The 12,267-nt window shown below is 36.3% G+C and carries 16 protein-coding genes and 1 pseudogene; 14 read left to right on the forward strand and 3 right to left on the reverse strand.

What is annotated here, in order from left to right:
- Nucleotides 1-83 precede the first annotated feature (83 nt).
- The 12 genes and pseudogenes from DTA23_RS21040 (at nucleotide 84) to chrA (ending at nucleotide 9,686) form a co-directional block, all read left to right on the forward strand.
- Nucleotides 84-914 (forward strand): hypothetical protein, encoded by an 831-nt coding sequence (locus DTA23_RS21040; protein ID WP_218565434.1) that lies wholly within the window; start codon nucleotides 84-86, stop codon nucleotides 912-914.
- A 158-nt stretch (nucleotides 915-1,072) separates the two neighbouring features.
- Complete coding sequence (locus DTA23_RS21045) at nucleotides 1,073-1,402, forward strand: ArsR/SmtB family transcription factor (RefSeq protein WP_088162412.1); 330 nt, start codon at nucleotides 1,073-1,075, stop codon at nucleotides 1,400-1,402.
- A gap of 69 nt (nucleotides 1,403-1,471) precedes the next feature.
- Nucleotides 1,472-1,939 (forward strand): DUF6428 family protein, encoded by a 468-nt coding sequence (locus DTA23_RS21050; RefSeq protein WP_088162411.1) that lies wholly within the window; start codon nucleotides 1,472-1,474, stop codon nucleotides 1,937-1,939.
- Nucleotides 1,940-1,952: 13 nt separating this feature from the next.
- Entirely contained in the window at nucleotides 1,953-2,573 is a 621-nt protein-coding gene (locus DTA23_RS21055) for a class I SAM-dependent methyltransferase (protein WP_088163685.1), read from the forward strand.
- Between the two features lie 10 nt (nucleotides 2,574-2,583).
- Entirely contained in the window at nucleotides 2,584-3,195 is a 612-nt protein-coding gene (locus tag DTA23_RS21060; RefSeq protein ID WP_088162410.1) for an arsenate-mycothiol transferase ArsC, read from the forward strand.
- A gap of 3 nt (nucleotides 3,196-3,198) precedes the next feature.
- Nucleotides 3,199-4,230 (forward strand): annotated as a pseudogene (gene arsB, locus DTA23_RS21065) (ACR3 family arsenite efflux transporter).
- A 32-nt stretch (nucleotides 4,231-4,262) separates the two neighbouring features.
- Nucleotides 4,263-5,063 (forward strand): helix-turn-helix domain-containing protein, encoded by an 801-nt coding sequence (locus DTA23_RS21070; protein WP_112375938.1) that lies wholly within the window; start codon nucleotides 4,263-4,265, stop codon nucleotides 5,061-5,063.
- 79 nt (nucleotides 5,064-5,142) lie between these two features.
- Nucleotides 5,143-5,505 carry a hypothetical protein gene (locus tag DTA23_RS21075; RefSeq protein WP_198385962.1) on the forward strand — a complete coding sequence of 121 codons (363 nt, stop codon included), beginning with the start codon at nucleotides 5,143-5,145 and terminating at the stop codon, nucleotides 5,503-5,505.
- A gap of 284 nt (nucleotides 5,506-5,789) precedes the next feature.
- A complete protein-coding gene (locus tag DTA23_RS21080; protein WP_204991006.1) occupies nucleotides 5,790-6,215 on the forward strand; it encodes a phosphatase PAP2 family protein in 426 nt (141 codons plus the stop codon).
- The gene (locus DTA23_RS21085) at nucleotides 6,193-6,624 is read left to right on the forward strand and encodes a DoxX family protein (protein WP_232475580.1); all 432 of its coding nucleotides are present in this window, start codon (nucleotides 6,193-6,195) and stop codon (nucleotides 6,622-6,624) included. The genes DTA23_RS21080 and DTA23_RS21085 overlap by 23 nt, the downstream gene beginning before the upstream one ends.
- A 51-nt stretch (nucleotides 6,625-6,675) precedes the next feature.
- Nucleotides 6,676-8,550 carry a metallophosphoesterase family protein gene (locus DTA23_RS21090; protein ID WP_112375939.1) on the forward strand — a complete coding sequence of 625 codons (1,875 nt, stop codon included), beginning with the start codon at nucleotides 6,676-6,678 and terminating at the stop codon, nucleotides 8,548-8,550.
- 5 nt (nucleotides 8,551-8,555) lie between these two features.
- Nucleotides 8,556-9,686 (forward strand): chromate efflux transporter, encoded by a 1,131-nt coding sequence (gene chrA, locus DTA23_RS21095; protein ID WP_088162404.1) that lies wholly within the window; start codon nucleotides 8,556-8,558, stop codon nucleotides 9,684-9,686.
- 60 nt (nucleotides 9,687-9,746) lie between these two features.
- Here chrA and DTA23_RS21100 read toward each other — a convergent pair whose 3' ends face one another.
- The 3 genes from DTA23_RS21100 to DTA23_RS21110 form a co-directional block, all read right to left on the reverse strand.
- Nucleotides 9,747-10,145 carry a response regulator gene (locus DTA23_RS21100; RefSeq protein WP_049038343.1) on the reverse strand — a complete coding sequence of 133 codons (399 nt, stop codon included), beginning with the start codon at nucleotides 10,143-10,145 and terminating at the stop codon, nucleotides 9,747-9,749.
- Between the two features lie 272 nt (nucleotides 10,146-10,417).
- The gene (locus tag DTA23_RS21105) at nucleotides 10,418-10,717 is read right to left on the reverse strand and encodes a helix-turn-helix domain-containing protein (protein WP_088162403.1); all 300 of its coding nucleotides are present in this window, start codon (nucleotides 10,715-10,717) and stop codon (nucleotides 10,418-10,420) included.
- Nucleotides 10,698-11,009: a helix-turn-helix domain-containing protein gene (locus tag DTA23_RS21110; RefSeq protein WP_026706479.1), complete on the reverse strand. Its 312-nt coding sequence runs from the start codon at nucleotides 11,007-11,009 to the stop codon at nucleotides 10,698-10,700. The genes DTA23_RS21105 and DTA23_RS21110 overlap by 20 nt, the downstream gene beginning before the upstream one ends.
- 205 nt (nucleotides 11,010-11,214) lie before the next feature.
- Between DTA23_RS21110 and DTA23_RS21115 the strand changes: the two genes are divergently transcribed.
- Together DTA23_RS21115 and DTA23_RS21120 are read left to right on the forward strand one after the other, a co-directional pair.
- On the forward strand, nucleotides 11,215-11,781 hold the full coding sequence (locus DTA23_RS21115; protein WP_088162402.1) for a Crp/Fnr family transcriptional regulator: 567 nt from the start codon (nucleotides 11,215-11,217) through the stop codon (nucleotides 11,779-11,781).
- 77 nt (nucleotides 11,782-11,858) lie between these two features.
- Nucleotides 11,859-12,266, forward strand: a complete 408-nt coding sequence (locus DTA23_RS21120) for an SDR family NAD(P)-dependent oxidoreductase (RefSeq protein ID WP_198385961.1) — start codon at nucleotides 11,859-11,861, stop codon at nucleotides 12,264-12,266.
- The last annotated feature ends 1 nt before the right edge of the window (nucleotide 12,267 follow it).

The raw sequence follows: 12,267 nt of genomic DNA on the forward strand, positions 1-12,267 counted from the left end.
TAATTTTAGATTTCCTGTTTATGTCTTGGAATTTGAAGAAGGTTTTCAAATAAAAAACTACAAGTGATTATGAGGAATGGGAGTTGGATACTTTAATATTAAACAGTTTTCCAGAGTATGAATTTACCACTGACCTTGAGAAAGGCAGGAAGGAAATAAGGTTACAAATTTCAAGATATCAATCTGAACTATCTACTGATGGCTGGGGAAGAAGAATTGAAAATCCTTTAGATGAGACAAAATATCTGATAAAAAAATCGGTTCAGAAAACCCCGAATTTTAACCCCAAGGTAAAAGTTTTATTTGGAGACAAAGAACAGTTTTATCAAGTAAACATTATAGATGGTATTAATGAAGCAACGAATGAAAAAGGCTTCCTATTACTGAATGAGTTTAAAAATAATGTGAATGATGATACTGATTTTTTCAAAGATCGACTTTATAAATCTAAGATAGAGGCATTTCATTTTGGATGCGATAAGATGCGTAAGTTGGTAGATAATGATTTTGCTTTTTACCTTGAAAATGAAAAGAAAAAAATCAGAGAAATTCAAAAGATACCGCGAAAAATCATCAGGGATTTTATAAAGGCTTGCAACAGTTCCGACGAAAGTAGTATCCTGAAAAATCTTGACGAGAATATCACTTTTGAAGAACGCAAAAACTGGAAAACTATATTTGAAACCGAAGGTCTTTCGAAATTCAGAGAATATTTGAAATCATCCGAACAACAATTGTGTGGCAAGGATTTTAAAATTCGATCATCCTGGAATTTCAACTTACCAAACGTAACTATTGGTGTTAAGTATTTCCCCAAATCATTAAACTCAGAAGATCGACCATTTCAAAAATATGAACAGATCCAATTTGTAATAGAAAATGATAAGATAATTAAGGTTTATTATCAAATTTAAAGAAATAATGTAACCCTATTTTTCAATAAGACGAGTTACCAAACTATCTCTACAGAGAGACCTTCTTGTCTTATCAATGCATTTCAACAATATTTTTTATAAAGCTATTGCAGTTTTTGATATATTATCGTAATATTGCGATATAAATAAAAAAACAAATGGGTGTCACGAAGACTGAAATATTTACAGAAGAGCAAAATCATTTAGCTATTACTTTGAAAGCACTGGCGCATCCTGCAAGAATTGCCATTTTACAATATATCATCAAGCAGAATGCCTGTATCTGTAATGATTTGGTTGAAGAATTGGGATTGGCACAGGCCACCATTTCACAGCATTTGAAAGAATTAAAGAACATTGGCATCATTAAAGGAAATATTGAAGGGACAAGTGTATGCTACTGCATCAATGAGACAGTTTGGCAACAAGTTAAAAATGAACTCAATACTTTCTTTGTGGATGATATAATCATTGAAAAATGCTGTTAAGGCATTTTTTTAAAGCCTTCATATATCGCTACATTGCAATATATCATTTACTAAAATAATATCAACAATATGAAACTATCAGAAATCAAAGAAATCCTTCCGACATTGGAAAATGTTGAATTCCAATTAGAAAATGGAACTTTTGTACCCGAACATTTCCACGTTACCGAAGTGGGGCAAATAACTAAAAATTTTATCGACTGCGGTGGCGTAATTCGTGCCGAAAAAGTGGTAAGCTTTCAACTATGGAATGCCAATGACCTTGAACATCGTTTAAAACCCACCAAACTTTTAAACATCATTAAGCTTTCGGAAAAAAAGTTAGGTATGGAAGATGCCGAAATTGAAGTAGAATACCAAAGCAATACCATTGGAAAATATGATTTAGAGTTCATCGGAAAAACATTTGTCCTGAAAAACAAAACTACAGCTTGTTTGGCAGAAGATGCTTGCGGTATTCCGTCAGAAAAGCAAAATTTAATAGAATTGAACGTAAATCAAACCAATACTTGCACACCAGGTGGCGGATGTTGTTAATCATAAAATAAATATGGAACATTTCAATCGAAAATCCCATTGGGAAAATATTTACGAGAGTAAACCTTTAGAAACAGTGAGTTGGTATCAGCCCAATCCAGAAACTTCATTAAATTTTTTTCATCAATTCAACTTACCGAAGAGTGCAAAAATTATTGATATTGGCGGAGGAGACAGCTTTTTGGTTGACTACCTACTTGATTTAGGTTATGTCGATATTACCGTATTGGATATTTCCAATGCCGCTATCCAACGGGCAAAGGAAAGATTAGGCAGTAAAGCCAACAAGGTACACTGGATTATTTCAGATATTTCAGATTTTGTACCCACTCAGCAATACGACTTTTGGCACGACAGGGCAGCGTTTCATTTCCTGACGGAGAACCACGAAATAGAAAATTATATACAGACTACGACCAAAGCAATTGCCCCGGATGGCATTTTAGTGATGGGAACCTTTTCTGAACAAGGTCCCACAAAATGTAGTGGCATAGATATCAAGCAATATTCGGATAGTAGCTTGTCGAAATTATTTGAAAACTCCTTTGAGAAAATCAATTGTATAACCGTTAATCATACGACACCATTTGATACCGATCAGAATTTCGTGTTCTGTAGTTTCCATAAAAATTAAATCCCCCATTATGTATTCAGTATTATCAAAAACAATCGAACAAGTACAAAAGCAAAACATTAGCGAAGAACGTAAAACTATATTACAGCCACTGATCGATTTTGTACAGCAAAAAACAGCTCATAAGCGGGAAATAAATATCAACTTCATTTGCACCCATAATTCCCGCAGAAGCCATTTGTCTCAGGTTTGGGCACAAGTAGCCAGTGCGTACTTCAATATTGCAAATGTACATTGCTTTTCCGGCGGAACGGAAGAAACAGCACTATTTCCGAAAGTGGCAGAAACATTGGCTAATCAAGGTTTTAGCATCTTCAAAATTGCAGACACACATAATCCTGTATATGCTATAAAGTACAGTGAAAATGCTTTACCAATAATCGGTTTTTCCAAAAAATACGATAGCCCTTTTAATCCGGTTTCAGCGTTCGCAGCTATTATGACCTGTTCGCAGGCAGACGGTGGTTGCCCTTTTATAGCAGGAGCAGAAAAAAGAATTCCCATCACTTTTGAAGACCCTAAAATTTCAGATAATACACCGGAGCAATTAATGGTATATGCAGAAAGGAGTTTACAGATAGCAGGCGAAATGTTTTATGTCTTTTCAAAAATCAGCCGATAACCTATGCAACCAAAACTAAAATTTCTTGACCGTTACCTGACCTTATGGATATTCCTTGCCATGGCATTAGGTGTAGGATTGGGTCATTTCTTTCCCACAATTTCCAATGTTACAAACAGCTTGTCAGTAGGTACTACCAATATTCCCTTAGCAATAGGATTAATACTGATGATGTACCCACCATTGGCAAAAGTGGATTATTCCTTGCTACCTAACGCGTTTTAAGGATAAAAAAGTAATCGGCATATCCTTATTGTTGAATTGGGTAATCGGTACAGTATTAATGTTCGGATTAGCTGTTTTGTTTTTACGCAACGAGCCCGATTATATGACAGGCTTAATACTGATAGGCTTAGCAAGTGTATCGCCATGGTTATTGTATGGAGTGATTTGGCAAAAGCCAACAGAGAATATACAGCTATGTTGGTTGCTTTAAATAGTATCTTTCAGATATTGAGTTACAGTTTTTTGGTTTGGCTGTTCATCAATGTATTACCAGCAAAATTAGGTTTAGCCAATTTCAACGTAAGTGTATCTATGAAAGACGTAAAAGAAAGCGTATTGATATACTTAGGAATTCCGTTTTTGACAGGTTTTTTAAGTCGTTATTTTTTAGTCAAAACCCAAGGAATTGAATGGTATAACAGAACATTCATACCCAAAATATCGCCTATTACTTTGTATGCTTTACTCTTTACTATCGTATTGATGTTTAGCTTGAAAGGCGACAAAATAGTAGAGTTACCAATGGATGTGATAAAAGTAGCCATACCCTTAATCATCTATTTTGTATTGATGTTTTTCGTGAGCTTCTTTATCAATAAATTGTTGAAACTTCCTTACGACAAGAACGCATCAATCGCTTTTACTGCTACAGGTAATAATTTTGAATTGGCAATCGCCGTATCTATAGCGGTTTTCGGTATTCATTCGCCACAGGCATTTGTTGGCGTTATCGGCCCACTGGTTGAGGTCCCTGTTCTGATACTTTTGGTTAGGGCAAGTTTGTGGTTAAAAAAGAGGTATTATAGTTAATTTTATAAAGACAATATTGAAGTTCCAGCAAATTGAAAAATTCTATTTATATAAAAACCAAAATTGAAGCGGCAGCATTATTAAAAGCTGCACCGTTCCGGAAAGAAATTCGCAAGACCGAACCGCACAAACACAACAGCTATTTTGAAATTATTTATTTAAGAGAAGGAAGCGGTTTCCACACCATCGACCATACTTCATTTTCAATTAAGCCACCCACCGTATTTTTTGTTCGTAAAGAACAGGTACATCATTGGGATATGACAGATACACCTGACGGCTTTGTTCTGCTTTTAAAGAAGGGATTTCTCGACCAATCGATGGACAGTGAGCTGAAAAGTCTTTTATCCAAACTCAGCGAATTAAGTTGCATCTATCTGAAAGAAACAGAAAGTATAGATACTATATTTCAACTGCTCACTACAGAGAAAGACTTTACCGTTACCGAAGGATTATTGAAGGCACTATTTGCTAAAATATTGATTTCAGCAAAACCTTTGACTAATAAAACGAGTAAAACCGATGATGTAATTACAGTTTTCAGGGAATTGCTCAACCAACCAAACGACCTTCGAAACAATGTTGCTCACTATGCAGAAAAGCTCCATACGACACCACAAAATCTCAATGCTATTTGTCGTAAAACACTAGACCAATCAGCTACAGAGGTAATTGCTGAACATATGATAAGTGAGGCAAAGAGGCAATTAATGTATACAGAAAGTCGTGTTTCTGAAATTGCCTATAGTTTAAATTTTAATGACACTTCCCATTTTGTAAAATATTTCAAACGGTACACAGGTCTTACGCCACAAACCTTCCGGAATACCTAAATCATACCGTTTTATTTTCAAATATACCGTATGTGATAGTTTGTATTGTACGAGATTTGTATGGCGTAAAATACAGGTTATGAAATATTTGACATTTTTATTTATACTTTCTTTTTTTTCAGCTTGTAATCAAAAACAAGAAGCTGTTGAAGGACAGTGGATAAAAGGAAACGAGCAGGAGAAACTTGAAACGATAGAAAATCAATTTCGTGGATTTGACATGGCAAAGGTTGAAACCGGATATCGTTATCAGGAATTATATTGGGCAGGACAAGACGAAAACTGGGAGTATGCTGATTATCAATTGGAAAAAATCCAAAAGGCGATAGAAAATGGATTGGAAAGAAGGCCTAAACGGGCACAATCCGCACAGCATTTTCTAACCGTTACACTCCCCCAAATGAAAGAGGCACTAAAAAAAAAAGGATACAGTTGTTTTTAATAAGAACTTCCAAGTACTTACCAATAGCTGAGTTAGCTGTCATGCAATGGAAAAAGTACCTTTTTTTACTGTAAAAACTCCGACAGAAAGACAATCACCCATCAGAAAATAATGCTTGAGGATATCAAACAGATAGATACAAATATTCTATTATGGCTAAATGGAAGCCACAACGAATTTTGGGACGAAGTAATGTGGTTTGCCAGCGGCAAATACACTTGGCTTCTTTTTTATGTTGCACTGATAATTTTGCTTATCTGGAAGTATAAAAGGATGCCATCCTAATGATTTTATTAATCGTATTGCTCATCACAATGAGTGATCAGTTGGCTTCCGGCATATTTAAACCACTATTTGAAAGGCTGCGTCCAAGTCATAATCCAGCATTGGAAGGTGAGCTACATATAGTAAACAATTATCGTGGCGGCAAGTTCGGTTTTATTTCTTCTCATGCTGCCAATGTCTTTGCTTTGGCATTTTATTTAACCATATTAACTAAACAAAATCTGAAATGGCTCCCAATTATTCTCATCCCATGGGCAATTTTTGTCAGTTTGAGCAGGATTTATTTAGGCGTACACTATCCCGCTGATATTTTAGTTCCAGCTATTTTAAGTATGCTTATTGCAGGGATGGTAGCCCATTTATATAAAATATACAATCCAAAATTCATAAAACTATTTAATCATGATGTTTCAAAAAATAACTAAGACAAACCTATCAAAAACTACCATACTTATTCGACTGATGGTAGGTGCCGTATTTCTTTCGGAAGGAATACAGAAGTTTTTATTTGCAGACACCTTAGGTGCAGGACGTTTTGCAAAAATAGGTCTGCCTAATCCTGAGTTTTTGGGTCCGTTCGTTGGCAGCTTTGAAATTGTTTGTGGATTTTTAATTCTTATTGGACTTCTGACAAGATTGGTGAGCATTCCTCTTATCATTATTATGTTCGTTGCTATTGCAACAACTAAATCAGAAGTTTTAGCAGAAAAAGGATTTTGGGAAATGATGCATGGAAGTCGTACAGACTGGGCGATGCTTTTGGGTAGTATCTTTCTATTGATAAAAGGTGGAGGTCGTTGGTCGATAGATAGCTTGACAAATATTCCTAAATAAATAGGACAATTTCAATCACTTAAATATAACATATCATTTTAGACAATTTATATGAATAAGATACTATTTTCTGCTATTGCGTTAATGTTTGCTACAACAGCAATGGCACAACTTCCTAAAATTCCTGCTACATACAGTAACCTGGGCTATGATACTAATGGAAGATTATATTTTGAAAATAAGGGTGAAAAATACTTTGCTGAAGAATTTAAAAATCCACTAACGATCGAACAACTTCTTGGTAAACCGGAAGCTACTGAAAATGGGGTTCAGATGGATTTTGGGACTTTAAAAGGCACGGTAACCTATGGCTTGATCCCTTACGGAAAAGTTCCGCATCCCCTTCCCGTATATCGAAAAACCGTCAAAATTGAAGACGGTAAAATAGAGCTCAATATAAAAGAGGATTTCAAGTATCCGTATGATTTTGTAGACTGGAAGAAAAATGGGTACCTGAACCTTGGCTACCGAATTGCTGATGAGCAGGGTATGCTTTTGTTTGATGGCATAATTGCTTTAAAAGGTGAAGGACCATTTGAAGTCATACCGGCAATTTATGAAGGACCTTTTGTAAATATGCTTACTGATAACTCTGCTGTAATCTGGTGCAAAACCACACATCCCGTAAAGGCCGAAATTGAAATCAATGGCAAAGTTTATAAAGATGAGCACGAAACAACGCTGCATCGCTGGAATATAGCAGGACTTACCCCAAATACAAAGCACAACTATAAGGTAAAATATGGGATACAATCGCAATCGTATCATCTTAAAACTGCACCATCTAAAGGCAGCAGAGAAGCGTTCGTATTTGGTTATGCAAGCGACAGCCGCCATGCTACAGGTGGAGGTGAACGGAAAATCCTTGGAGCCAACGCCTACATAATGAAAAAAATGGCTGCACTTGCTCACATGAAGGACGTGCGCTTTATGCAATTCACCGGTGATATGATTAACGGCTATTTGAGCAGTAAAGAACAGCAGAGACTGGAATATTCTAACTGGAAAAAATCCATTGAACCATTTTGGCACTACATGCCCTTTTATATAGGTATGGGTAATCATGAAGCATTAGGTCTTATTTTTAAAGATGAAAACGGCAAGCAACAGGCATTTATTGATGCTTTTCCTTATGAGACCCAATCAGCAGAAGCACTTTTTGCAGAGGAATTTGTAAATCCTGAAAATGGTCCAGATAACGAGGATGATAACAAGTATGACCCTGACCCTAAAAATATAGACTTCCCTTCCTATAAGGAAAATGTGTTTTATTATACCTACGGAAACGTGGCGATGATTGTCCTTAATAGCAATTACTGGTATGCACCTTCCATTGCTAATCAAACGGCTTCCAGCGGAGGGTTGCATGGGTATTTAATGGATAACCAACTTCAATGGCTTCGTGAAACGATCTCAAAATTGGAAAGAGACAAGAATATTGACCATATTTTTCTTACACAACATACTCCTGCATTTCCTAATGGAGGACACAGTAAAGATGTGATGTGGTACAGCGGTAACAACGAAAAAAGACCCTACATTGGAGGAAAGCCCGTTGATAAAGGAATTATAGAACGCAGAGATGAATATTTAGATATTTTGATTAATCAAAGTAAGAAAGTGGTGGGGATGCTTACAGGCGATGAACATAACTATAACTGGTTAAAACTGACGGCTGATATGCCAATTTACCCCGAGAATTATCCGCATAAAAAACTTAATGTATCGCGCCCAATCTATCAAATCAATAATGGTGCAGCAGGAGCTCCTTATTATGGTCAGGAAGTATTGCCATGGAGTAAGCATACCCAGTCATTTAGCGTGGAAAATGCACTTTGCCTGTTTTATGTGGAGGGAAAAAAAATAACAATGAAAGTATTCAATCCGGACACTTTAAATCAAATAGATGAAGTCGAATTAAGATAATTAAAATGCAAGAGAATGTAAACGTAAAAGAAATCGCAAAAGTTTTCGGTAAGTTAGGTATTATAGGGTTTGGAGGTCCGGCAGCACATATTGCCATGATGCGTGACGAAGTGGTGGTTAAACGAAAATGGATGAGTGAACAGCATTTTTTGGATCTACTGGGTGCTACCAACCTTATTCCAGGACCTAACAGCACGGAAATGGCTATTCATATTGGCTATGATAAAGACGGTTGGAAAGGATTGTTAACAGCAGGTTTATGCTTTATTCTGCCTGCCGTATTTATCACTGGAATTTTCGCATATTTATATAATCTTTACGGACAGCTACCCGAAGTACAACCTTTTATCTATGGTATCAAACCTGCTATAATAGCCATTATTCTGGCAGCAATTTATCCATTGGCAAAACAATCTGTCAAATCCATAAATTTAGCTCTTATTGGTATTGCTGTTTTGTTCGCAGCGGTGTTTGGAGTTAATGAAATTTATTTAATGTTTGGTGCAGGTTTGTTAGCATTTGGATTGCACACGGTTCAGAACAGGCAAAATGATACTTTGCAAAGTATTGTTCCGTTTACCTTTCTTCAAATTACACAGACAACTTTTTGGACAGCGACAAATGCCAAACTGTTTTGGACATTTCTTAAAATTGGCTCCATACTTTATGGGAGCGGATATGTGCTGTTTGCCTTTTTAGATACAGAATTGGTTGCAACAGGTCTGCTCACAAGACAGCAACTAATGGATGCCATTGCGGTAGGACAGTTCACACCCGGTCCTGTTTTTTCATCGGTAACGTTTATTGGCTTTCAAATCAATGGGCTTTCAGGAGCCATTATCTCAACTATTGCCATTTTCCTGCCATCATTTGTTTTTGTGGCACTGCTTAATCCGTTAATGAAAAAGCTACGAAATTCTAAAGGATTATCTTCCTTTTTAGATGCCGTGAATGTAGCATCGGTAGCCATAATCATAGCGGTGTGTTACGAAATGGGTAAAGAAACTATTACTGATTGGCGGACGATGTTAATTGCAGTTTTGAGCATTGCAATAACTTTTGGATACAAAAAATTAAATAGTGCTGTTATAGTTTTGGGCGGTTCCTTATTAGGATATGTATTATTTCAAATTTGATAAAAATTTAGATTATTATCTTCATAAGGAGAAACTGTACAAATTCGTAACTTTCTCAGATTAACTGTCCATACCGATAACGGTTTCTATTACTCTTTCAAAATCATCAACATCGCTTCCAAGTAGTAGATAACTTGAAAACCCAATCTCTAAAAGAGATTTCCCAACTTTCTCATCATCAATATCGCTATGGGCAACCAGTTTGATTGCAGGGTACTCTTTCCTTAATTCTTGAAGCTGTTTAAGCACATTTTGGTCGTAAAAATCCAAGTCAATAATACAGACTTTGGGGATTTTGTTCAATGAAGACAACTGTGATAACCCGTTTTCTATGCTTTCTGACCTAGATAGGATTTCCATTCCAGATGCAGCGAGATCTTTGCAGATGTTATCGGTTACAGGGCTTTTGTCATTGATAAAAGACAGGGAGATTGTTTCTTGTACAGTACCAGTTTTCATACGTTACCTTTTTTTGAGTTAGATGAAGTTCCTGCACAAAAAGAAAGCGCAGGCAACTACACTTACCGCACATTGAGGTACTGGTATACCCGACAACGAATAAGCGAGCGCCCACGCCTATGGCATGAGCGTTCTTCCTTATCGTCCCGTTGTCTAAAAATTACCAGTTTTCAATGTGGGACTTAAAGCAAAACACTTTAAGTATTTCTATATTTTACATAGCAAAGATACTAAACTCGTTTCGATATAGAAATATGATTGCTTGAAATCCGTTATTTGTTCTTTTGTCCATTGCAGACATAGTTTTGTTCAAGTATCCGTAAAAGGTCGGTTTGCTTAAAAATGATTTTGCCGCCTATCTGGATGTATGGGAGTATTTGGTCATCACGATATTGCTGTAAAGTCCGTCTGCTGATGTGTAACAGTTTACACACGTCTTCGCCTGAAAGATATATTTCACCGTTCATTACAGGACGGTAGTTTTTCAATATGCTTTCAATACGGGTGCGTAGCTGTGTAATCATTTCCCTGTGGGCAATGATTTCGTCACTATCATTCGTGAATAAATCCATTTTCAGTAGTATTGTCCGGCTGTCTGGCTTCGAGCAAAGTCTGTACATCCGAGCGTTTATAATAATTTTTGCGGTTCAGTTTTGAATACGGTAAAAGTCCTTTGCTTTTGTAGGTCTGTAAAGTCCGTTTGGTAATGTTCATCATCAGGCACACTTCTTGGTTATCAAGCCACTGTTCCTCTTTAAAAATGGGCGTATATTTCTGTGTGGCATTTTCGGTCAGTTCCAAAAGTGCTTTTAGCTCATTTTTCATTCCGTCTAGTGCGGACTTTTGTATTGCTAAGACTTCCATATCCAACTTGTTTTTTATTTCAAAATCTAATTTATAAAGTCTTTTTTCGTATTTTTCTATATTGTACTCATTGGCACTGGAAGGCAGCATTTGGCTGGACAAGAGCAGTTATTTGATGGTTTTAATAAATCAATAATTAGCTATCACAGTTGATTTTTTACCAAATGGTAAATATGCCAAATGATATTATTTTTAACTTGCACATATGGAAGAACTGATTGAATATATTCTGCAATTTGGAAATCTTAACAAGCAGCAAATTGAACTTGTAATAAGCAAGGGACAAATCCTGCAATTAAAAAAAGAGGATTATTTTTCTGAGGCGGGGAAAATTCCAAAGCAGGTTGGGTTTATAGTAGAAGGAGTTATTCGTGGCTGTTATTACAATAATAAAGGTGAAGAAATTACCCGTTGCTTCATCAGCGAAAACAGCCTGGTATGTGATTATGTCAACTTCGAGGCGAATGCTACGTCATCTGAGTACTTGCAAGCTATTACAGATTGTAGTCTTATCGTATTTTCAAAGAAGAATTGGGAAGAACTATCCCATATTATCGTTGGTTGGGAGAATATTAAAAATAAAATGGTGCAGCTGTGCATGTACCAAAAATCAAGGAAAGGCCCGGTAATTTCGCAGGACGCTACAACAAGATACCTTGAATTTTTGGAAAATTATCCTTCATTGACCAACCGTGTTCCATTATCATACATAGCTTCCTATTTAGGGGTTACACAACAATCTCTTAGCAGAATACGGAAAAACATCCGCTGATACACTTTTTACCATTTGGTAAATGATGCCGCTGTCTAATACCTCAATTTTGTATTGAAATTTAAAAATTACAAAAAATGAAAACAGTATTAATTACAGGAGCAAACAAAGGCATCGGTTTTGAAACTGCCAGACAGCTTTTAGAAAAGGGATTTTTCGTATTTATTGGAAGCCGTAATATCGAGAACGGTTTGCAGGCAGTTCAGAAACTGAATGCAGAAGGCTTTTCAAATGTAGAAGCCGTAGAACTAGATGTTACTGACCCTGCATCGGTACGGCTGGCACGGGAAGAAATAGGCAACAAGGTTTCGGTTTTGGATGTACTTATCAATAACGCAGGCATCAACGGAGGAAGTGAGCTGGCTTATTGGCTCTTTCCTAAAATCAATGGCTTGCTAACTGGCAAGGAAAAGAAAAAGGCAACTTTGGTTATGCCTTACTATCAGAACAAAGGCTTCGGTATCGGGTTAGTACAGAATTTTTAAA

The sequence above is a fragment of the Sphingobacterium multivorum genome (assembly GCF_900457465.1).
Classification (GTDB): domain Bacteria; phylum Bacteroidota; class Bacteroidia; order Sphingobacteriales; family Sphingobacteriaceae; genus Sphingobacterium; species Sphingobacterium multivorum.